The organism is Catalinimonas alkaloidigena (assembly GCF_029504655.1).
Classification (GTDB): Bacteria; Bacteroidota; Bacteroidia; order Cytophagales; family Cyclobacteriaceae; genus Catalinimonas; species Catalinimonas alkaloidigena.
The window spans coordinates 6,255,215-6,276,065 of record NZ_JAQFIL010000001.1 but is presented as its reverse complement, the minus strand read 5'-3'; the positions used below and the strand labels follow the sequence as shown (position 1 = coordinate 6,276,065).

Genomic DNA, 20,851 nt, shown 5'->3' with positions numbered 1-20,851 from the left:
CTCCCACTGTATGGTTTTTGCACTATGACAATTCACAAATATTATGTTTGTCAAGGGAAAGCATATTGAGCGTGTCTTCCTTAGTAGAAACATGCTGAATACCTTAAGTTTACATGCCCTAGCTAGCATAGCGCATGCGGTCAAAGCAAAAATATGTTTAGTCTACAGCCTAACAATTTCTTCTTTTAAAGAGTAAACAATTGCGAGCATGTCTGTTTTTGACTCCTCATCAATACCTGATTATCCAGCTTTTTCAGGAGCATTCTTAAGGGCTAAGTATCGTTCCTGAATCTGAGGATTTTACGTATAGGTATCTACAATATCATCTGCCAGTGGGGTGATACCTTCCTTTCCACCTCTTTATCCATACAAGTTCTTTGCGTTGTGCTTTCTGTGCTACATTTAGTTTTTGTCGAACATGTTTACTAATATGTTTTTTCAAAAGAAGAAAAGTTTGCTTTGATTCATTCTATTCAACGAATAATAATTCTGATTTTAATAAGGAGTAAAAAGAATAGACTTGGGGGATGGTATTAGCAGTCCTCCCAAAACAGTTAAAGAAATTGAAGGTTGTATTACTACAACACAGTTAATTGATTTTCAATACGCTAGGCTTCCTTGTTTGTACTACTTTTAGTACTTGTACATATTCTAACACAACCTAATATGAAAGAAATCTCCCTTCAGGTCAATGGGCAGCAACACAATCTGCAAATAGATGACCCTTCAACTCCTTTACTTTATGTGCTGCGTAATCAATTAGAACTGAACGGCCCAAAGTATGGCTGTGGGCTGGAGCAGTGTGGCTCCTGTATGGTATTGGTAGATGGTAAAGCAATGCCCAGCTGTCGTATGCCTGTCTCAGCGACAGCAGATAAAAAGATCGTAACGCTGGAAGGGCTGATTGACGAAAAAGACAATCTGCATCCGGTACAACAGGCATTTGTAGAGCAGCAGGCTGCCCAGTGCGGCTACTGCCTGAATGGTATGGTCATTTCAGCAGTTGCTTTGCTGGATGAGAATAACAATCCCGATGATACCGCCATTCGTGAAGGTATGGAAAGGGTATTATGCCGTTGTAGCGTACAGCCCAGGGTGATGCGCGCGATCCGCTCTGCCGCCCAAAATATGAATCCTTAAAAGCCTTCTTATGAAAACGCTTGATACCAAAAAGAAGCAGACTTCCACCTCACGAAGAAATTTCCTAAAAGCTACCGGTTGCCTTACCATTGCATTCCCGATGTGGACAAGCTGTGGCTTAGCCGCGGGGGAAGAAGGACCTGCGCTGGATAACGATTTACCTCGCAGCATCTCCCAAAACCCTCATATTAATGCCTGGCTCCAAGTGCTGGAAGATGGTACAATTCAGGTATACACCGGAAAAATAGAACTAGGGCAGGGTATACGTACTGCCATAGGACAAGTGGCTGCAGAGGAGTTAAACACTAATCCTGAGCTGATAAAAGTACATTTGGTAGAAACAGGGGTAACGCCAGATGAAGGTTATACCGCAGGTAGTGGTTCCATCATCAATAGTGCGATGTCGGTACGTTATGCCGCAGCTGCCGCCCGTGCAAAGTTAGTGGAAATAGCAGCCCGGGAAATGGGAGTGGGTGCAGAAACATTAGAAGTAGAAGACGGGAAGATACTCCATGGTGGCAAACCGAAAATGAGTTTTGCTGAACTGCTGAAGGGCAAACAACTGGAAGGTGAAGTTAAAGCTCCGGTGCCCCTGAAACCTAAAAAAGAGCATCAATGGGTAGGTACAGCCTTCCCTCGTCAGGGTATCAGTCGGATGGTGAGAGGGGAAGAAGTTTACATACAGGACTTACGTTTTCCTGCTATGGTACATGCAAGAAGTATTCGTCCTAAAGCCTATCAGGCTTCTTTACAAAGCTTTGACGAAGAAGGCCTGAAGAAAGAAATTAACGGCATTCTCAAAGTAGTAAACAATGGAAGCTTTCTGGGGGTGATCACTGAAGATGAATACCAGGCAGTAAAAGCCCAGGAATATTTACAGAGAAATACGCAATGGTCCGAAGCCCCGGTATTGCCTGCTGATCAGCCACTGGATGAATATTTGAAGAGTCTGCCTGCCAGAACACAAAATGTAGAAAATCAAGGAAACTTTGATGCTGGAAGTAAGACAATAAAAGCCAGCTATTTTAAACCTTATATCATGCACGCTTCTATCGGACCTTCCTGTGCAGTGGCTTTGTATGATCAGGAAGAACTCTATATCTGGTCGCACAGCCAGGGTGTGTATCCTCTGAGAGGTTCATTGGTGGAAGTGGTAGGATTGCCTGCGGAAAAAATTCATATCGAAGGCGTTGCGGGATCAGGATGTTATGGACATAATGGCGCAGACGATGCCGCAGCGGATGCCGCCCTGATGGCTATGGCGTATCCCGGCAGGCATATCAGGTTACAATGGTCCAGAGAGGATGAACATGGCTGGGAGCCTTATGGTACGGCTATGATCATAGAGCCTTCAGCCAGTTTGGATGCTTCAGGAAAAATAAAGCAATGGCAGTGTGAACTTTGGTCAGATACACATAGTACGCGTCCCGGCGGTGATCCGGGTAACCTGATGACAGCACATTATCTGGAGAAGCCTTTCCCTCGTACTTCTTATGGCTACAGTGGGGGAGGGTATCGTAATTCACAACCCTATTATAATATACCCAATCTGAAGATAGACGCTCACTTCTTCGACGGCCCGCTTCGGGTTTCATCGCTTAGAGGGCTGGGGGCTTATGCAAATATCTTCGCCATAGAATCTTTTATGGATGAACTGGCAGAAGAAGCCGGTAAAGATCCCTTGGAGTTTCGCCTGATGCATTCTGAAGATGAAAGAGCTATTGGGGTGATGAAAAAGCTGGGGGAGATGATCAAAAATCAGACAACAAATCAAAACGAAGGCATCGGATACGCGTTCTCACGCTATAAAAACTCAGCTTCGTACTGCGCCGTGGCTGCCAAAGTGAAAGTGGATAAAAGCAGCGGACAGGTGCAGGTACAACAAATGTGGGGTGTAATTGATGCCGGAGAAGTTATTAACCTGGATGGACTGAAAAACCAGACCGAAGGTGGGATGGTACAGTCAGCCAGTTGGGCATTGAAAGAGGAAGTAAAATTTGACCAGCAACATGTGAGTAGTCTCAATTGGGGGACTTACCCCATCTTCCATTTCAGTGATGTGCCTCTGGTAGAAGTAACAGTGATTGATCAGCCCTATGAGGAACCACTCGGAGCGGGAGAAGCCGCGCAAGGTCCATCTACCGCAGCCATTGCCAATGCAGTCTATCAGGCTTGCGGTAAGCGGATACGTCACCTGCCCATTACTCCTGAGAAGGTGAAGGGATAAGATTTTTACGTAACATCACAAAAAAAGCCTGCTGAGTCGCAGGCTTCATTCTTTTATCTCCCGATATTCAGGTCTTTTTTCATATTGCCGATGTAGTTGGCCAGCGCTTCTTCCCAGCTTTCATCCGCATCCCAGGGATTACCCAGATACACATCGCCAGTGTAAATGTGTTTGATATAATATTTGTAGACTGGTGCTTTGGCCGGAATATGTCTCATCTTGATATTACCACCGTTTTGATGAAGTGTCACATAATCTGTCTCAGACGGATCAACCTCATAGCCCAGCATTTCTTTGATGTTTTCTCCGGTAGTGTTGAGGCGCAGCAGAATAAACTGATAGCCATCCTGACGTATTTTATCTTCTTCCGTTGAGGGGTCTACCAACGCATATTCATAAGGATAATCGTTCATGATCTCCTTGAGCGTAAGGTTATTACGCTTTACGTTTTTGTTGTTCTTCACAATTTCCTTTTCCAGGTTCTTGTTCGCATTGCCTCCCGGGCGGCTATCAGGAATAGTAGCTTCTTCAAACTGAGGAACCGCCAGCTTATCCAGTTTTAAGTCCTGGGCAAAGCCCTGCGCTCTTCTACCTTTGACGATATTGCCGGCCCCCGTAAAAAATTCAGGCTGGTCAGCAATCAAATGGTTTTGTGAGGTCATCCCGCTTTTGCGAATATCTCTGTCAAACTGCTTGAACAGCTTTTCTGTATCTTTGGCTACTTCTTTGTATGCCTCTTGCCCATGAGAAATGAAAGAGCTTTCTTCGTTAAAATCCGTAATCAGGATGGCAAAGCGCTCAGCATCTTTGCCGGCGATTCGGAGCTGTACCTGACTGAGAAGAATAATGTTTTCTATCTGTCTACTTTTGAGCTCTTCAGCCAGCTTGATTGAAGCATCCTTCCCTGCCTCAACGTCGCCCAGATTATAGTATGCTACGGCATCAATACCTGCATTTTTGAAAGCCCGGTGTCCTTCTTTTGCTAAAGCCTGCCAGTCACCACGGAGCGAGGTGCCGGACTTCACCGGAACATCCACAAAGACTACAGATTTGGTGTGCAGCAGGTTATCAGGCAAATTGTTGTTGTAATCCAGGAAGCGTAAGCCTGCCGGAAATACCATATCTTCTTCCTGTGCCATCAGTGGCATCAGCGTGATACAGCAAAGAATGAGGGATAAGTATGCTCTTTTCATAAGCTCAGTATTTGATTATCAGAACGCTAAGTAAAGTGCATTTAGTGAATAAAAATTCCTTTTTTGTTAAGAGCCCACGCAGATGTAACAAATTATGAGGAATGATGAAAATAAAAAAGCCACAAACTAAAGGTTTGCGGCTTATTGGTGTAATGAACAAAACTATCTGTTTGGAGGGCCTCCACCTCTTCTTCTTTCACCAAATTTCTCTAATATCATGCGGTGAAAATCGGCTTCGGCTTTGAATAACTGCAAAACCTGTTTAGGCGTCAACACATCCTGATACTGTTGGGCTGCTTCTTTTTCCAAAGCAAGCTGCTCTTCCTTCAGCTCAAAATACTGATCTAGCTTGGTCTGCGCTTCATCTTCTGTCAGTTCGCTGGTATTCGTATTCCTGCGCATCTCAAACTCTTTTTTTCTCAGCTCCCGCTCCTTTTCACTAAGCTGGTTATAGATAGGCCAGAATTTCTGCGCGGTTTCCGGAGTGAGGGATAAGCGTTCGGTAATGTGTGCAATCTTTGCACTTTCCAGTTTTTCTCTGCCCTCACGGCCGCGGCCCTGAGCCTGTACGCTGCTGCTCATCCAGAATGTGAGCAGCACCACTGCCATCAATGGTTTAAAAGTACTCTTCAATATATTCCACTTCATATACATAATCTTCAAGGGGTATGTTATAATTTTCTAATTCGTTCAAAAGTAATTCCTGCTGCTCTTCCTCCGTTAGCGTAAGCTCCAGAGTGTTGGCTTCCGCATTCATCTGTAGGTAATCCATGATTTCATCTTCAGAGACTGAAGCCAGTAACTGTTCTACATTTTGCTCATAAGCCATGGTTTCAGTAGGCAGATCTGCTGGCTGGAAGAAGAATATGCCTCCTGCCAGCAGGAGCAGTACCGAGGCCGCTGCGGCATAAGCCCAGTGCGGAAAAGAGAAAGTGTTTTTTTTCTGCGTTTCCTGCTGGATTCTTTCCTGAATGCGCTCGGGCAAAGCTTCAAAATAGCCTTCAGGGGTTTCAAAAATGGTTTTCTTCAACTTGTCAGGTGATTTCATTTTATTCTGTCAGTTGCATTTTTACGTCTTCTTCTATTTTCTTCACAGCATGATGGTAGCTGGCTTTGAGACTACCTACGCTGGTTCCGGTGATTTCCGCCATCTCATCATATTTCAGCTCTTCAAAATATTTGAGGTTAAAGACCAGGCGCTGCTTATCAGGAAGTTTGAGTAAAGCTTTCTGTAATTTCTTCTGCACCTCGTCTCCACTGATATGCGATGATGTATCCAGCTTACTGGCTAGCTCCGTACTTGCGTCGCTCATAGAAATCCAGAATCTCTTTTTCTTCTTCTTTTCCAGAAAACGTAAGCATTCGTTGGTGGCGATGCGATAAATCCAGGTAAACAGCTGTGAACTCCCTGCAAAACTTCCCAGGTTTTTCCAGACTTTAATAAAAACCTCCTGGACCACATCATCGGCATCTTCATGGTCAATTACCATTTTGCGCACCAGAAAATACACCCGCTGCTGGTACTTCTTTACCACCTGGTTGAAGGCCTGCTCGCGTTGCATCGCTGTCCCCTTGCTAAACTGATGTAGCAATTGGGCATCTTCTAATATTACTGTTGCTCTCTCCAATACTTGCAATGCTTTCTTGATTACGTTCTGTCCTTTGGATACGGCAGAGCGCAGAAGGTTTAACCCTGTTGAATAAATTTATCAATAATTTGCGCTAATGCAGAAATACACTGTCCATAGCAGAACAATCAATGTCCAGTTATGGACAATATGACGCGTAATTACTATGCATAATATATTGAAAATCAATATGTTAAATAAATGGTATGTAAATTGGCGATATGGTTAATATATTTTCTCTGAACCTATGCTTAAAAACTATCTCGTCGTAGCCATACGCAGCCTGAAGCGTAATCGGGTGTATGCTGTAGTGAATATTCTGGGACTGGCACTAGGGCTCACTACTGCCTTAATTATCTTTTTGCTCATTCGTTATGAGCTGAGCTTTGAAAACATGCATTCCCAGGCTGACCGTATCTACCGGATAGTACAGACACGTGGAGAAAGGAAAAACGCTGCTTCTCCATATCCTATCCCGGCAGCGGTACGTATGGACTATGCTTCGCAACTGGAAAAAATCTCCGGTCTTCATTTTGATCAGGAAGTCTTCGTCAGGATAGAAGATGAAAAATTTATTGAGGCAGCAGTCATCTTTGCCGACAGCAGCTTTCTGGATATTTTTGATTATGGCTACGGTGAAAACTTTGTCATTGCAGGGGATGCAGCACGGAGCATGCGTGAGCCGGGCTTTGCTGTACTTTCCGAAAGTCTTGCCCAGAAATATTTTAAAGGAGAAAATCCTTTGGGTAAGCGTTTGAGCTTACGCAATAGGATAGATGTAGAAGTGGGAGCCGTAGTGCAAGACCCTCCCGCCAATACCCATTTACATTTTGATATGCTGGTTTCCCTGGAATCGCTGACGCCTGAATACATAGATTCACCGCTGGATAGCTGGAATTTTGTTTCCTCCGGCTATACCTATGTGCTCCTGCCCGAAGGAGCATCGCCAGCGTCAGTGGATTTTACTGAACTGGTTAAAAAATATTATAGCGAAGAAAGCTGGAGCAACATCAGTTATCAGTTGCAGCCGCTTAATGAGATCCACTTTGATGATACCTATTCAAGAGGAGGGCTGGCTTCCACTCCGATCAGTAAAAGCTATCTCTGGATAGTAGGCGTGGTAGGTATATTCATCATGCTGATTGCCTGCATCAATTTCGTCAATTTATCTACCGCCATCAGTTTACGCAAAAGTAAAGAAGTGGGAATACGTAAAGCATTGGGCGCTTTGCGTATCAACCTGATCAGGCAGTTTTCCGGCGAGGCTTTCGTAGTGACGTTGATCTCCTTTGCGATTGCTTTCACCGCCATGATGCAACTACTTCCCACGCTAAATAATTACTTACAAAAGGACATCCATCTGGACATCACTACTGATTTCACTTTCTGGCTTTATGCTTTACTCCTGATTCTGCTAGTTGCCCTCTTGAGCGGTCTGTACCCTGCGTTTGTCGTCTCAGGTTTTCAGCCGGTAAAAGCCCTGAGAAATACCATAAACGCCCACAACCAATCTTCTACATGGCTGCGTAGGGGCCTGGTGGTATTTCAGTTTTTGATTGCCCAGGTACTGATCATCGCTACCCTGATCGTAGCCAATCAGATGAATTATATCCGTTCCAAAGCGATGGGCTTTGAGCAGGAGGCTATCATCAATGTGCCTATACCAGAAACAGATTCAGTCAGGCTGGATGCGTTTCGTACACGCTTACATGATCAGGCAGGTATTGAAGCACTAAGCCTTTGTCTGGGCGCACCCAATACAGAAAATATGATCCTCACGCCTTACGACAAAACAGAAAGAGGATTAGGCAATGAATCAGGCATAGCCAATGTCAAACCGGTAGACCATCAGTATGTGGATGTGTTTGGCATACAGCTTCTGGCAGGTCGGTGGTTTGAGGAGTATGATTTAACCTCCCCGGAGAATCGTTTTATCGTCAACGAACGCTTTACCAAGGAGTTGGGCTATACTTCAACAGATGAAGCCTTGGGAGAGTCTGTCGTACTGGGTTTTGGCGGACGTGAGGGAGAAATTATAGGCGTGATAGCTGACTTTCATGAGAGTTCTTTACACAACGAAATGATGCCCGTATGTTTTGTGGCTTATGCTCCGCTTTTTTATACTGCCGGTGTCAGGCTCAATGCAGTAAATTACACTGCCGGAATAGAGAAGGTGGAAGAAGTATGGTCAAGCCTTTATCCCAACGATTTGTTTCAGTATGAATTCATGGATGCGCAACTTGCCAGCCTTTATGAAGAAGATATGCGTACCTATACCTTATTCCGAATTTTTTCTGCAGTAGCGATATTTATTGGCTGTCTTGGATTGTTCGGTTTGATTTCATTCCTGGTGGAGCAGAAGCGAAAAGAAGTAAGTGTACGCAAAATATTAGGGGCTTCCATTGCCCAGATTGTATTCCTATTTTCCAAAGAATTTACGCAACTGGTAATGATTGCTTTTGTTATGGCAGTGCCTCTTGCCTGGTATTTGTCAGAAAGCTGGCTGGAGAATTTTGCCTACCAAACAGAAATTGGCCTGGGGGTATTTGTCATGGGAGGTTTGACCGCACTCTTTGTTGCTTTTGCCTCAGTGGCCTGGCAGTCTATCAGTGCAGCCCGGGAAAATCCGGCAAATAGTCTGAGAAGCGAATAAATTTATAGTAGTCGTAGAAACTCCGGGAGCTTTTTATTTTTCACGAAAGCTGAATTCATCTTTCCACTCCCAGGGGCCATTCTGGTAGGTCCACAAGCTAAAAGCAGTTCCATAGGCAGTGAATGGCTCAAAGCTGTCAGATAGTTTTTCATAGAGCGTTTTGGCTTTGTCAGGGTCCTCTTTGTTTTGTACGGTAATATGGGTCCACAGCTTTTGACTGTCCTGAGGTATAAGCCACTTTTGCCACTGCCGGGCGAGTTGCCCATGTACTTTCGTGAGCGTTTCACTTTCCAGTTGGTAAGCAACGCCTCTTCCAATCATTTTTACTTTTGTTACCTCCAGCGGAAAAACGGAGGTAGTTGTACTGATTTCCTGCAACTGCTTTTGGATATTTTGTGTTTCCTCTCCCGGAAGATGATGAAAGAGGGTGAGGTGGGCATCCAGGTAATTTCGTTCAGGAGGAAAATATCGCTTTCGTAATTGATTAAAGAAAGCCTGCGACTTTTCATCCAGTCTCAGGCTCAGAATAAGAGGTGCATATGCATGTTGTCTATCAGAAGTGCTCATAAAAAAAGAAGTCGCTTCATACAGTATTATAGACCTTTAGGTAGGAATGTTTGTTTTAGGTTAGATATACTTGAGCTGTCTGAGAAAACGGCTTTCATATGAAACTTTCTTCATATGATTATCGTCTAATCAAATGCAGATAATCAGAAGAAACTATAATGGCACTGCAAAAATATTTTGAGATTTTCGTTAATGGTTTTACAGGCTACTGGAGTTACCTGGTACATGAAATCACACATCCGGCCTGGAACAATTACTTCTGGTGGCTGATCGGGGTATCACTTTTCTTTTTTGCATTAGAAATCATTATCCCCTGGCGAAAGAAACAGCCTGTATTTCGTAAAGATTTCTGGAAGGATGCATTTTATATGTTTTTCAATTTCTTCCTGTTTTCGCTGATAGGTTACAATGCTGTTTCCGATGTATTTGTGCAATTGTTCAACGATTTTCTGGCACTTTTTGGCGTAAGCAATCTGGTAGCCCTTGAAATCAACTCCTGGCCGGTATGGGGGCAACTCCTTACTTTATTTGTATTACGAGATTTTATCCATTTCAATGTGCATCGTCTCCTGCATACGGTACCCTGGCTGTGGGAAGTACATAAAGTGCATCACTCTGTACAGCAGATGGGCTTTGCGGCGCACCTGCGCTATCATTTTATGGAAACGGTGGTTTACCGTTTTCTGGAGTACCTGCCATTGGCGATGATTGGCTTTGGGATTACCGACTTTTTTGTAGTGCACATTTTTGCGCTGGCCATCGGGCATCTCAACCATAGCAATCTTAATTTTGACTTCGGCCCGCTTAAGTATATTCTCAACAATCCGAAAATGCATATCTGGCATCATGCGAAAGAGTTGCCGGAAGAGCATAAGCATGGCGTTAATTTTGGCATTACGCTTAGCATTTGGGATTATCTGTTTCATACAAATTATATCCCCAAGGATGGGCGGGATATTCCTCTGGGTTTTGAGGGTGTAGAAGAATTTCCGGACGGTTTTATAGAGCAGCAGATGGGGCCTTTCCGCAAGCATAGTGACCAACTGCCTGATGAAAAGCCCAGGCTGGCTAAGCAATGAAAACTTAAACAGTTTTCTTTTGAGTTCGGGTTGTACGGTGCGTCTTGCACGAAGTAGTGAGGAAGTATTATCGTCTATATTCTGCTTTCTCTCAACCCCAACGTTTTGGAGAATCCACACTTTTAAGTATCCGGCTTACTCCTTCTACAATTGTTTTTCAGAATGAAAATCATGTAATATTTCAAGCATGCATTTTAAATTATCAAAGAGAAGGCATGGTATTTGATCTTTTATAAGAAAAGTAGGGAAGTGCTGAGAATAATGCTGATAATCAGTCGTTTGAAAATGTAGACTAATGCGTTAGGGGCTAGAAAAATGCAAACGGAGAAATGTGATTTTTTCTTAAATCAAAGAAATGTCTCGTGTAATAATTCTACTCTTCATTAGCTCAAATTGCAGTCTTTTTCCCAAGCATCGGACTGTCACATACAGCTTATAACCTAGGCTTCCTTTACGCAGACCGTCTATTTCTGTTGAGGTCTGATGATCATGATTGACAACCCAAAAGATGAATGCCATGAAAACAATATCCCAGAATAAATTACTTTCCATTAGTGCCTGTATAGTTTTAATCTTTACTGCATTTCAAACTACAGAGGCCCGGAGCGGAAGGGCCCGGCCTGGCGAGGCCCGGCCTGGAGAGGCTCAAGCAGAAGCAAGAATTTCCTTTGAGACTTTTTACCATGAATTAGCCCCTTATGGTAATTGGGTAAATGACAGAGACTTCGGTCACGTTTGGATACCCGATGTGCCCAGAGGGTTTCATCCCTATATGACGGAAGGCCATTGGGTGATGACAGAATATGGTAATACCTGGGTGTCTAATTATAGCTGGGGCTGGGCGCCTTTCCATTATGGAAGATGGCGCTATGATGATTATTATGGATGGATGTGGATTCCCGGTACAGAATGGGGACCTGCCTGGGTAGCCTGGCGAAACGGTGGTGGCTACTATGGATGGGCGCCCTTAGGACCAGGGGTAAACATCAGCATATCTGTCAATATAGGGAGACACATTCCCAACTCATACTGGACATTTGTCAGATATGGTCATTTTACCCGCCCCAATGTATATCGCTATTGCGCGCCCAGACGACATGTAACCAACATTATTCATCATACAACCATTATTAATAACACTTATGTGGATAATGGTAGACATACATATTATACTGGGCCCAGGGTTCGTGATATTGAACGTACTACACACAAACGAGTGCGCGTACATAATATAAGCAATGTAGACCGCCCTGGTAGAACGGTAGTACGTAATGGTGCTGTCAATGTATATCGTCCTTCAGGAAGAAGTAATAGAGTGGATTATGATGCGAACAAGCGGTCTACACGGGCAGCAGAATCCCGTACGAGCCGCTCAAATGTATCTGATGCCAGGAGAAATGCAGCATCCCGTGCCAGAGAACAGTATACAAACGGTACGAACAGCAGGCAAAGCCTGGATAACAGAAATAGCAGAAGCACAAGAAGCTATTCTACTACTCCAAATTCACGCAGCGCTATAGATAATAATCGTGCCAATAGGAGCTATGAATCCCAAAGAGGAAGTAGTACCTATAGGAGCAATACTGGTAGTAGATCAACTGAAAATACCCGACTACAGCGTTCCAGTAGGAGCAGTACTCCTCAAAGTTATGGCACGAGAGGAAATACAAATAGTAGAAGCCGCAGCGGCAGTATACAAAGATCCACATCACCTTCTAAATCCTCCGGACAAAGTACCAGATCCAGCAGAGGAAGCAGTACTTATCAGAGAGGTAGTGGGTCTTCCTCTTCGTCATCGGCAGTAAGGTCAAGCTCTTCCCGGAGTACTGAGTCAAAAAGTACAGGTCGGAATTCTACAAGCCGATCTGGCAGGAGTAGTAGAAGCGGAAATAATTAAGATTGAATCAGTCAAGGCTGGCCCTGGATTTGTCGGGGCTGGCCCAGAACTGAGATGGAAGCATTCCACAAAATATGATTCTGTATCAGCTTAATCCTTTCATTTTTGCGACAAGCACGTTTTCGTCTATTGTAAATACTCCTCATCGGTAACCGCATGTAACCATTCAGTAGGACCATTTTGCCTGCCGGTAATTGCGATTTGAATAAACGCCTGATCCGCACTTGCCCCATGCCAGTGGGGGACATTGGGTGGACACTTTACCACATCTCCTTTTTCAAGGGTTCGTTTCGGACTGCCTTTCTCCTGATAATAGCCCACTCCTCCGGTAGCCAGTATAATCTGTCCTGCCGGATGCATATGCCAGTTCGTCCTTGCCCCTGCTTCAAAGGTAACACTGCCCACCGCATTTTTATTGGCGCTATCCGCCGTAACTAGCCCGGTCAGCCAGGCATTGCCTACAAAGTTGTTGTTGGTGATTTTTTCGCCTTTGGGGTAAAGCAAATCATCGGCTTGCTTGTGAAGGTTGGTTGCGTCCTGATCATCAGTATTACTACAGGCAATCATAGTACTGGCTAAAACTGTCAGCGCCAAATTCTTTATCTTAATCATATTTTGTGTTTAATAGATTGTTGAATGCAGATTATTCTCTGGAAGACATGACTTCAGACAGTACTTCTCTGCCCACATCTGTCTCTGCCTTGCCTACATTCTCTTCAATTACAGATAGAAGATCCTCAAGTTGAGTTTCTGTGATGCCAATATTTAATGCGATGCCCATATGGCCTTGTGCCATCGGTTCTACGCCTCCCATACTTAGCAGGGCTGATAGGGTTGCAATCTCCCGCTGTGTGTAAGTAAGAATATCCCGGCCAAAAATATCGGCAAACAAATGTTCTTTCAAGAATACCTCAATGATAGGGCTGAAAGCAGCATAACCCTTCTTTGGCCCGTCTAGTGGCTGACCGACGAGTTCTTCCAACACCTTTTTACCTTTCTCATATTTGTCTTCGCCCTCGTCCTGGGGTGCTGCTTCCCGGCCTACTTCATCTTTGATGCCTCTGGTCTGCCGATCTTCCACGACTGTCATCATAGTTTGCAGTCCGCGGATGCTGCGGGGAAAACCACAATAGGCATACAGATGCACCAGCACTTCCTTGCTTTCATTGATCGTCAGACCAGCATCCAACCCACTATTCAAGGCTCCTTGCAGTTGCTCCAGATCACCCTGGGCAGTAAATGCGGCTATTGTCACGATGGCTTTTTCCTTGGCATTTAATGTTGGGGTGGAGCCAGGCTTTGCCTGTGCCATCAGCTCACTGAAGTTACCAAGCTGAAATGCAATAAAGGCAATGAGTGTGATGATCTTTATGGGTGTCATACAAAGAGTCTTTAATAATTAAAAAAATATCAATCCAAGCCCTTCTTTTCCAAAAATTCGGATAGATGATCAGCGATTTCAAGGTTATTCAAATCTGAAAATGGAAAGTGTGTATTGCCTTTGATGCCAATTTCAGGAAGATGGACAAGGCTAACATCGCCGCCATGCTTATTGACTGTATCTGTCCACAACTTAGCCATCGTCAGCGCGGCACGCCATTGCTCCTGTCCAGGGTTTTCCACTGGTTCCTCAGGGATGTAATCACCGTAGTAAATGATGATGGGTATTTCTGTCAGACGCATAAATTCGGACATAGGCACTCCTCTGGCACTTAAGGTACCCCCCAGATATGGTATGGGTTCAGGGACTTCTTCTTCAGGAAATACAAAGTTGCTGCCTGGCTCATAAGAAACGATGGCCTTGATATTGCTGTTTTGAAGCGCAGTAAGCCATCCCTGACCGCCGCTGTGTGAATGGGTAACCAGAATCGCTGATCCGATTTTGTCAAACAATGCTGAAACCGCATCAATATTAACATCTATCTCCAAAGGTCCGGTGTCAGGCGTTATTTGTCGGAGAAACTGATCTAATGCATCAGGGGCTTTGGAGAATTGAACGCCCGGATAAAAATCAGGCCATAAGCCCAGGCGGAAAATACCAAACCAGAGCTGATCGTCAGGCGCTGCCGTAATGCTAGTGGGTTCGGTACTACGTCCAGCTTTCCCTCGTCTTGGCTGGTCAATCAGATATACCGGAAAGCGGCGACGCAGAAAAATGCTTTGAAAACCTTCTCTGCCATCGGGAGTCGTTTGCCAGGTTTTCATTGACTGTCCGTATCCATGCCAGAACACCAGCGGAAGCTTACGAGGGTTCTTTGGTATTTGATAGAATACAAAAGCATGGTCACCGTGCAGGGTCTGCCCTTCCGGGCTTTGGTCGGAGGGATTGAATGCGCCATGTGCAAGAGGGTCAAAATTACCGGGAGCGGTGACTACCCTGCCCCCCGCTGCAAAGCTGCCTTGTTCCTCAATGACCAAAGTCCCGTTGCCTGCGCTTTCTTCCGATGGTGAAGCGGATTGCCGCCCACAAGCAGTGATGAGCATAGAAACAGTGATGGATATAAGAACAAAGTGTATTTTTCTGTTAACCATTGATTTTCTTTTAGTTTTCTAAGTATGCTATTTGATCATTTCAATGTTTTGCAGCCACTTCCTTACTTTCTTTTCCGCTGCTTTTGCTTTTTCGCCTTCCATCACAAATAAAATTCCATCTCTCTCTATGCCACCTTTGATGGTAAATCCCTCTAGTAGGTTAGCATCAGGACACAATTCCTCCACCGTTTTAAAGCTGCTTCCCACGCCATATCCGGCATTGGTATTGAAGGGGATGACGGTTTTCTCGCTCAGATCGTACTGATGCAAAAAGCTTTTCATGGGGGGCGGCAATTGCATACCCCAGGTGGGGAAACCCAGAAAGACAGTATCGTATTTGTCCATCTCAAGCTTGGTTTTCAAAGGCGGCAAGAACCCGCTTTCGTTTTCTTTGGCGACTTGTTTTACAATGGCATCATAATCTTCAGGATAGGGTGTCTCTAATTCAAGTGCTACCAATGTTCCGCCCACCTTTTCGTGAATCATTTCCGCAATAGCTTTGGTATTATTGGTGCGGGACAAATAGACAATCAATACTTTGTCGGGATCAAAAACAGCATCCGTTTTAGTATGGAAATCCTCCGTTTGGGCGGAGGAACAAGTCTCAATCAAAAGAAAAAATGCCAACAGCAGGTGGTTCATACAAAAGAATATATTTCGTGATTATTCTTCAGGTCTGCTCATGAGTCTGGTAAACGATAGCGAACCTAGCTTCCAGCTACCATTTTGTTTAATATATACCTCAGTGACTTCAAAGGGATTCGTTACCTCGTTTCCCCCGACTTCGGCCAGCAGATCAATCCGGTTTAGCAGGATGGCAGTATTATCTATGATATTCACCGATACCTCGTGGATATCCGCTTTCTTGTACCAGATACCTCCACTTTCAATGATGCTGAGTTCCCGATCGGTTCCCCAGCTACCTCCCATATGCACAAACTCTGCCTTTTCGTGGAAGAGAGCTTCAAGAGAATCTACATTTTTGTCCGCCATCCATTGCCATTTTTCTTTAGAGAGATTCTTGATTTCCTGTTCTACATTCTCGCTGCGGATAGCAGGTACTTCTATACTATTAAATTCTTCCTCCCTTACTCTTTCAAGCCATTGTGTGGGTTGGTTTCCCGTGATAGCAAGATAGGTAACACCAGTTTCAGGGGTGGCTGCATGCCAATGCTCCACACCGGGAAGACATTTTACCACATCTCCCTGTTGAACAATTTGTACAGGCTTATCTCTTTCCTGATAAAAGCCGGTACCTTCCGTAATGAGCAATTGTTGTCCGCCAGGATGCATGTGCCAGTCTAGTTTGGCCCCGGGCGCAAAGACAGCCTGGGCAACATTATAGTTAAAAGTATCATCAGCATCACTTACGTGATAGAGCCAGACATCTCCGGTGTGATGTACGTTAGGCGCCTTTTCGCCTTTTGAAAAAACGGAACGCTCTTGAGCCATTCCCTGGGTAGAGAGAATGACAGATAATAAAATGGTCAAATAGAGTAATTTCTTCATATGTCTTTTTGGTTGTGTTGTCTCTATTGCTTTCTTTTTTATGTACTGAAGTACAAGCTCAAAGTGTATATGTTTATAATACTTTAATGAAGTGCCAAGGGGGCAATTTGTTTATATGGCTCTTTTAAGAGCTGGTCTTTTGCTCTTTACATTTTTCTATCACATACGAACACTTATAAGTCGTGGAATTAGAAATACGATTGGGTATTTGCTCTGCCAGAGTCTCCTGCTTAGGGTTTTGCGATGGTTCGTCGATTTGTGCTAAAATATGATCATTGCGATAGGCTTCTTTTTCCCAGGGCTTATTCAAATTATCGGCTTGGGAGTAATAGTGCTTTTTGCCTTTCCAAACTACTCTTTTATCATGCATCGTTATCAATTCATTTTTTGCATATTGCTTGACATGGATCATTTCGTGGGCTAGCACCAGCAATTGCTTTTCTTTACTCAAATTTGCCTGAATCAGTACTTTGAGCATCTGATACATAGCTGGTTCTGGCGAAGGAAGGGGGAGGGTAATACCTTCCAGTTTTTCCGGCATCTTAGTAGTGATGCCGATGGTCAAATAAAGATGCTCCCGGACATCCAAATGGTCTAGATATATTTCAGCCTGCTTTTTTATCATTTTGGGGTTTTTGCTGCCCCAAATCTTTATATGCGGTTGAGCAAAGGTGGTATTGACGCAGAGGAGCAGGGTGGTGATGATGGATAGGGTGACGCAGCTGTATTGAAAGGGCTTTTTGCAAAAGCATATTGTTTGGCGCCTCAAAGTACTTATCAGTTTACAGATACTATGCATGCTTATTTTAGGTAAAATTCTTTGATCGGTATATTCCAAAGGTCTTGGTATTTTTTTGCCTTAATGGTATACGGATTACGGATTCTTCTACCATTATTACTGATTTGAAGGGACTCATCTGTTGAGAAGTGTATAAATCCGTAATTTAGGATGAGCTAAAACATCAATAATATGGAACTGCGACGTTTTGAGACCATAAACGACTACAACGTATTCAATAACAATGAAACGCTCCACCCACTGGTGAGTGTGGTGGATATTTCAAAGGCAAGTCCGAGACAAGCCTCCAATATGTATTTTGGTTTTTATACCATCTTTTTAAAACAAGTGAACTGTGGCGATCTGCGCTATGGCCGACATACCTATGATTACCAGGAAGGTACATTGGTATTCATTGCTCCCGGGCAGCTCATCACCGTTGAAAACAAGGGAGAGACCTATCAACCGAAAGGCCTTGCACTGATCTTTCATCCGGATCTGATCCTTGGTACTTCCCTTGGTAGGCATATACAGGACTATACTTTTTTTGGCTACCAATCTAATGAAGCCCTTCACGTATCAGAACGTGAAAGAAGAATCGTACTGGATTGCTTTTCCAAGATTGAGTATGAATTAGAACATGCCATAGATAAGCACAGTAAAAAACTTATTGTAGATAACATTGAGCTGTTTTTGAACTATTGCGTCCGTTTTTACGATCGTCAGTTTATCACCCGTGATCATGTCCACAGCAACATTGTAGAACGGTTTGAAAGCCTGCTAAATGGTTATTTTCATTCGGACAGGGTACAAACGCTTGGCTTGCCTTCCGTAGCCTGGTGTGCCGACGAATTAAATTTATCTCCAAACTATTTTGGTGACTTGATTAAAAAAGAAACCGGTCAGTCTGCCCAGGAGCATATTCAATCCAAGGTGATTGAGGTGGCCAAAGAAAAAATATTTGACCCCAACAAAACTGTCAATGAGATTGCTTATGAATTAGGTTTTAAATATCCGCAGCACTTTAGCCGTTTTTTTAAAGAACGAGTGGGACAATCGCCCAACAAATACCGAATACTCCATGATAATTGACTGATCACGCATGTTTACAAGGCTTACAACTCTCCAAACTATGAATGTGAATATGGACTGCCTCTAAAAATTTATAGAGCGTACTTATATTATAAGAAGTACAATTTTTTGTTGATGAAAAGGGTCCTGGGGTTGACAGGATTTTTTTTACAAACGAACTTAAAATCATATAAATCTTATCCAGAATTCTGTAAATCATCTTTGCCTTGCTTTGTGTTATTTTGTTGTATAACCAAGTAATACTATGGCAACGAATCACACCACGATAGATCAGGAACCAGCCACCAGCCTAAAAGAAGCGAATGGCTATGTTCGCAAAACATATCCCGTCACAGGTATGAGCTGTGCAGCCTGTGCGGTAAGTGTAGAATCTACCCTCAAAACAACCGAAGGAGTAAAAGACGCTGGCGTTAATTATGCTACCCAGTCAGCCTGGGTAGATGTAGATTCTGCTGTTAAACCTGAAATTTTACAACAGGCGGTACGCTCGGTAGGCTATGACCTGATTATAGAAACTGAAAATGCCCAGGAAAAGCAAGCAGAATCGCAACACCATCAATATGAGGCTCTGAAAAAGCGTACGCTCTTCGCTGCGCTGCTGACCTTACCCGTCTTCATCATTGGTATGTTTCTTATGGATATGCCCAGCATGGACATGTCTGGTGCCAACTGGATCATGATGGTACTGACCGCACCGGTGCTTTTCTGGTTTGGGCGTAACTTCTTTATCAATGCCTGGAGGCAGGCGCTTCATGGCAAAGCCAATATGGATACACTGGTGGCACTGAGTACCGGAATCGCTTTTCTCTTCAGTGCCTTCACCACTTTCTATCCTGAATTCTGGCATAGTCGGGGACTTCCCGCGCACACCTACTTTGAAGCAGCAGCGGTCATCATCACCCTGATTTCTTTGGGGAAGCTGCTGGAAGAAAGAGCCAAAGCAAATACTTCCTCAGCCATCAAAAAGCTGATTGGTCTGCAGCCTAAAACGGTGCATGCCATTGTTGAAGGCGTAGAACAGGAAATTCCGGTAGCTCAGGTGCAGCCGGGTACTCTGATTCTGGTACATCCGGGAGAGAAAATTCCGGTGGATGGTGAAGTACAAAGCGGTTCTTCTTATGTGGATGAAAGTATGATCAGCGGTGAGCCCATTCCTGTACAGAAACAAAAAGGCAATCAGGTATTTGCCGGAACTGTGAATCAGCAGGGAAGCTTTCGCTTTGAAACGCAGAAAGTAGGGGGAGAAACTGTGCTCGGACAAATCATCAAAATGGTGCAGGAAGCACAGGGTAGCAAAGCTCCGGTGCAGAAACTGGTAGATAAAATCGCTGGTATTTTTGTGCCGGTAGTAATCGTCATTTCCATCCTGACCTTTGCTGCCTGGATGCTTTTTGGAGGAGATGATGCCTTTACACATGCCTTGCTCACTTCCATTACAGTGCTGGTTATCGCCTGTCCTTGTGCTTTGGGGCTGGCTACACCTACCGCCATCATGGTAGGGGTAGGTAAAGGTGCAGAAAATAATATCCTGATCAAGGATGCAGAGAGCCTGGAACTGGCACATAAGGTAAATGCCATCATTCTGGACAAGACCGGAACCATTACCGAAGGTAAACCCGCGGTAAGCGGTATACAATGGAATCTTGAAGTGGAAGAAGAGCAGAAACCAAGCTATCAGGGGATACTTTATGCTTTGGAAGAACAGTCGGAACATCCACTGGCTGAAGCAGTGGTCGACAAACTAGCAGGGGAAAAAAGAGAAAATATTGAGCTTGAAAGTTTTGAAAGCCTGACCGGCAGGGGAGTGAAAGCGAAATCAGCAGACAAACGCTATTATATAGGTAACCTGCAACTGATGCTTGAACTGAAAATTACTTTGCCAAGTAAGCTAGAAGAACAGGCCAAGACGTGGCAGCAAAAGGCGAATACAGTCGTTTATTTTGCTGATCAGGATCAGGTACTGGCAGTGATCGCCATCGCGGATAAGATCAAAACAACTTCCTCCCGGGCCATCCAAAGTTTGCAGGAGCAGGGGGTAGAAGTATATATGTTCACCGGTGACAATCAGCAGACCGCTGAGGCAGTGGCTCAGGATGTAGGTCTGAAACATTTTAAAGCAGAAGTCCTGCCCTCAGAGAAAGCTGATTTTGTAAAAGAACTACAGCAAAAGGGCAAAATCGTAGCGATGGTGGGTGATGGTATTAACGATTCACAGGCGCTGGCACAGGCAGATGTGAGCATTGCGATGGGCAAAGGTTCTGACATTGCCATGGATGTTGCCAAGATGACACTCATCACCTCCGATCTGACAGCTATCCCCAAGGCGCTGAATTTGTCTGGCAAAACCGTGAAGACCATCAAGCAGAATTTGTTCTGGGCATTTATTTACAATGTCATAGGTATTCCGATTGCGGCGGGAGTACTTTTCCCGTTTTTCGGTTTTCTGCTGGACCCGATGATTGCCGGAGCAGCCATGGCTTTAAGCTCAGTTTCGGTAGTCACCAACAGCCTTAGGCTGAAGAGCACAAAATTGTAAAGCATATGCGTTGAAGACCT

Annotated in this window: 18 protein-coding genes; 7 read left to right on the top strand and 11 right to left on the bottom strand. The window is 44.3% G+C overall.

The annotated features are described in order from the left end of the window. The first annotated feature begins 666 nt into the window (after window positions 1-666). Both OKW21_RS25395 and OKW21_RS25390 read left to right on the top strand, forming a co-directional pair. Complete coding sequence (locus OKW21_RS25395) at window positions 667-1,140, top strand: (2Fe-2S)-binding protein (RefSeq protein WP_277485088.1); 474 nt, start codon at window positions 667-669, stop codon at window positions 1,138-1,140. A 10-nt stretch (window positions 1,141-1,150) separates the two neighbouring features. After that, window positions 1,151-3,367: a xanthine dehydrogenase family protein molybdopterin-binding subunit gene (locus OKW21_RS25390; protein ID WP_277485083.1), complete on the top strand. Its 2,217-nt coding sequence runs from the start codon at window positions 1,151-1,153 to the stop codon at window positions 3,365-3,367. A gap of 53 nt (window positions 3,368-3,420) precedes the next feature. Here the strand turns inward: OKW21_RS25390 and OKW21_RS25385 are convergent, their stop codons facing one another. From OKW21_RS25385 to OKW21_RS25370, 4 genes are all read right to left on the bottom strand, one after another. Then, window positions 3,421-4,560: a hypothetical protein gene (locus OKW21_RS25385; RefSeq protein ID WP_277485081.1), complete on the bottom strand. Its 1,140-nt coding sequence runs from the start codon at window positions 4,558-4,560 to the stop codon at window positions 3,421-3,423. A 162-nt stretch (window positions 4,561-4,722) separates the two neighbouring features. Next, window positions 4,723-5,208, bottom strand: a complete 486-nt coding sequence (locus OKW21_RS25380; protein WP_277485075.1) for a hypothetical protein — start codon at window positions 5,206-5,208, stop codon at window positions 4,723-4,725. Then, complete coding sequence (locus OKW21_RS25375; protein ID WP_277485072.1) at window positions 5,177-5,608, bottom strand: hypothetical protein; 432 nt, start codon at window positions 5,606-5,608, stop codon at window positions 5,177-5,179. Before OKW21_RS25375 ends, OKW21_RS25380 begins: the two co-directional genes overlap by 32 nt. A gap of 1 nt (window position 5,609) precedes the next feature. Further along, entirely contained in the window at window positions 5,610-6,122 is a 513-nt protein-coding gene (locus OKW21_RS25370; protein WP_277487792.1) for an RNA polymerase sigma factor, read from the bottom strand. A 313-nt stretch (window positions 6,123-6,435) separates the two neighbouring features. Between OKW21_RS25370 and OKW21_RS25365 the strand changes: the two genes are divergently transcribed. Beyond that, on the top strand, window positions 6,436-8,841 hold the full coding sequence (locus OKW21_RS25365) for an ABC transporter permease (RefSeq protein ID WP_277485068.1): 2,406 nt from the start codon (window positions 6,436-6,438) through the stop codon (window positions 8,839-8,841). Between the two features lie 33 nt (window positions 8,842-8,874). On the opposite strand, the gene OKW21_RS25360 is transcribed toward OKW21_RS25365, so the two are convergent. Further along, window positions 8,875-9,408, bottom strand: a complete 534-nt coding sequence (locus tag OKW21_RS25360) for a 2'-5' RNA ligase family protein (protein ID WP_277485066.1) — start codon at window positions 9,406-9,408, stop codon at window positions 8,875-8,877. A gap of 164 nt (window positions 9,409-9,572) precedes the next feature. On the opposite strand from OKW21_RS25360, the gene OKW21_RS25355 reads away from it, so the two are divergent. After that, the gene (locus OKW21_RS25355; RefSeq protein ID WP_277487790.1) at window positions 9,573-10,487 is read left to right on the top strand and encodes a sterol desaturase family protein; all 915 of its coding nucleotides are present in this window, start codon (window positions 9,573-9,575) and stop codon (window positions 10,485-10,487) included. A 517-nt stretch (window positions 10,488-11,004) separates the two neighbouring features. Beyond that, entirely contained in the window at window positions 11,005-12,384 is a 1,380-nt protein-coding gene (locus OKW21_RS25350) for a DUF6600 domain-containing protein (RefSeq protein ID WP_277485063.1), read from the top strand. 126 nt (window positions 12,385-12,510) lie between these two features. Here the strand turns inward: OKW21_RS25350 and OKW21_RS25345 are convergent, their stop codons facing one another. The 6 genes from OKW21_RS25345 to OKW21_RS25320 form a co-directional block, all read right to left on the bottom strand. Next, the gene (locus tag OKW21_RS25345; RefSeq protein ID WP_338130085.1) at window positions 12,511-12,996 is read right to left on the bottom strand and encodes a cupin domain-containing protein; all 486 of its coding nucleotides are present in this window, start codon (window positions 12,994-12,996) and stop codon (window positions 12,511-12,513) included. A gap of 31 nt (window positions 12,997-13,027) precedes the next feature. Continuing rightward, the gene (locus tag OKW21_RS25340; protein WP_277485060.1) at window positions 13,028-13,765 is read right to left on the bottom strand and encodes a carboxymuconolactone decarboxylase family protein; all 738 of its coding nucleotides are present in this window, start codon (window positions 13,763-13,765) and stop codon (window positions 13,028-13,030) included. Window positions 13,766-13,794: 29 nt separating this feature from the next. Then, the gene (locus OKW21_RS25335; RefSeq protein ID WP_277485057.1) at window positions 13,795-14,916 is read right to left on the bottom strand and encodes an alpha/beta hydrolase; all 1,122 of its coding nucleotides are present in this window, start codon (window positions 14,914-14,916) and stop codon (window positions 13,795-13,797) included. Between the two features lie 27 nt (window positions 14,917-14,943). Beyond that, window positions 14,944-15,558 carry a flavodoxin family protein gene (locus OKW21_RS25330; RefSeq protein ID WP_277485054.1) on the bottom strand — a complete coding sequence of 205 codons (615 nt, stop codon included), beginning with the start codon at window positions 15,556-15,558 and terminating at the stop codon, window positions 14,944-14,946. Between the two features lie 21 nt (window positions 15,559-15,579). After that, window positions 15,580-16,425 (bottom strand): DUF4440 domain-containing protein, encoded by an 846-nt coding sequence (locus OKW21_RS25325; RefSeq protein ID WP_277485051.1) that lies wholly within the window; start codon window positions 16,423-16,425, stop codon window positions 15,580-15,582. 124 nt (window positions 16,426-16,549) lie between these two features. After that, entirely contained in the window at window positions 16,550-17,050 is a 501-nt protein-coding gene (locus tag OKW21_RS25320) for a hypothetical protein (RefSeq protein ID WP_277485049.1), read from the bottom strand. Between the two features lie 345 nt (window positions 17,051-17,395). Between OKW21_RS25320 and OKW21_RS25315 the strand changes: the two genes are divergently transcribed. Together OKW21_RS25315 and OKW21_RS25310 are read left to right on the top strand one after the other, a co-directional pair. Further along, window positions 17,396-18,295, top strand: a complete 900-nt coding sequence (locus OKW21_RS25315; RefSeq protein ID WP_277485047.1) for a helix-turn-helix domain-containing protein — start codon at window positions 17,396-17,398, stop codon at window positions 18,293-18,295. A gap of 244 nt (window positions 18,296-18,539) precedes the next feature. Further along, entirely contained in the window at window positions 18,540-20,831 is a 2,292-nt protein-coding gene (locus tag OKW21_RS25310) for a heavy metal translocating P-type ATPase (RefSeq protein ID WP_277485044.1), read from the top strand. The last annotated feature ends 20 nt before the right edge of the window (window positions 20,832-20,851 follow it).

Bases quoted from the DNA above. Each gene is read 5' to 3' on its own strand.
- OKW21_RS25395 (WP_277485088.1), top strand. From the start codon at position 667: ATGAAAGAAATCTCCCTTCAGGTCAATGGGCAGCAACACAATCTGCAA.
- OKW21_RS25385 (WP_277485081.1), bottom strand. From the start codon at position 4,560: ATGAAAAGAGCATACTTATCCCTCATTCTTTGCTGTATCACGCTGATG.
- OKW21_RS25365 (WP_277485068.1), top strand. From the start codon at position 6,436: ATGCTTAAAAACTATCTCGTCGTAGCCATACGCAGCCTGAAGCGTAAT.
- OKW21_RS25310 (WP_277485044.1), top strand. From the start codon at position 18,540: ATGGCAACGAATCACACCACGATAGATCAGGAACCAGCCACCAGCCTA.
- OKW21_RS25340 (WP_277485060.1), bottom strand. From the start codon at position 13,765: ATGACACCCATAAAGATCATCACACTCATTGCCTTTATTGCATTTCAG.
- OKW21_RS25350 (WP_277485063.1), top strand. From the start codon at position 11,005: ATGAAAACAATATCCCAGAATAAATTACTTTCCATTAGTGCCTGTATA.
- OKW21_RS25345 (WP_338130085.1), bottom strand. From the start codon at position 12,996: ATGATTAAGATAAAGAATTTGGCGCTGACAGTTTTAGCCAGTACTATG.
- OKW21_RS25330 (WP_277485054.1), bottom strand. From the start codon at position 15,558: ATGAACCACCTGCTGTTGGCATTTTTTCTTTTGATTGAGACTTGTTCC.
- OKW21_RS25335 (WP_277485057.1), bottom strand. From the start codon at position 14,916: ATGGTTAACAGAAAAATACACTTTGTTCTTATATCCATCACTGTTTCT.
- OKW21_RS25325 (WP_277485051.1), bottom strand. From the start codon at position 16,425: ATGAAGAAATTACTCTATTTGACCATTTTATTATCTGTCATTCTCTCT.
- OKW21_RS25375 (WP_277485072.1), bottom strand. From the start codon at position 5,608: ATGAAATCACCTGACAAGTTGAAGAAAACCATTTTTGAAACCCCTGAA.
- OKW21_RS25390 (WP_277485083.1), top strand. From the start codon at position 1,151: ATGAAAACGCTTGATACCAAAAAGAAGCAGACTTCCACCTCACGAAGA.
- OKW21_RS25360 (WP_277485066.1), bottom strand. From the start codon at position 9,408: ATGAGCACTTCTGATAGACAACATGCATATGCACCTCTTATTCTGAGC.
- OKW21_RS25370 (WP_277487792.1), bottom strand. From the start codon at position 6,122: ATGCAACGCGAGCAGGCCTTCAACCAGGTGGTAAAGAAGTACCAGCAG.
- OKW21_RS25320 (WP_277485049.1), bottom strand. From the start codon at position 17,050: ATGATAAAAAAGCAGGCTGAAATATATCTAGACCATTTGGATGTCCGG.
- OKW21_RS25315 (WP_277485047.1), top strand. From the start codon at position 17,396: ATGGAACTGCGACGTTTTGAGACCATAAACGACTACAACGTATTCAAT.
- OKW21_RS25380 (WP_277485075.1), bottom strand. From the start codon at position 5,208: ATGAAGTGGAATATATTGAAGAGTACTTTTAAACCATTGATGGCAGTG.